1 protein-coding gene is annotated in these 209 nt (G+C 43.5%); it reads left to right on the top strand.

Going from position 1 to position 209, the window contains the following annotated elements; genetic code table 11:
• A partial coding sequence (locus ACEYW6_RS36885; RefSeq protein WP_412983705.1) for an AAA family ATPase occupies window positions 1-209 on the top strand: 209 nt, incomplete at both ends.

Here is a 209-nt window from a genome sequence, read left to right as displayed (position 1 = left end):
CTGGTAGGGGACTTTGATCAATTGCCCAGTATTGGCGCAGGAATGGTCTTGCGAGATTTAATTGTTTCTGAACTCGTCCCTACAACTTTCTTACAGACGATTTATCGCCAACAGCACGAAAGCCCGATTATCTATGCCGCTAATGATGTCAATTCTGGCATAGTCCCCACACTGCACAATTTTAATCAAGTTTCTGATTGGATGGATGT

Origin of the sequence: Nostoc sp. UIC 10607 (assembly GCF_047228265.1) — a bacterium.
Classification (GTDB): Bacteria; Cyanobacteriota; Cyanobacteriia; order Cyanobacteriales; family Nostocaceae; genus Nostoc; species Nostoc foliaceum_A.
Note: the sequence above shows the minus strand (reverse complement) of the source record. Positions and strands in the feature narration are given on the sequence as shown.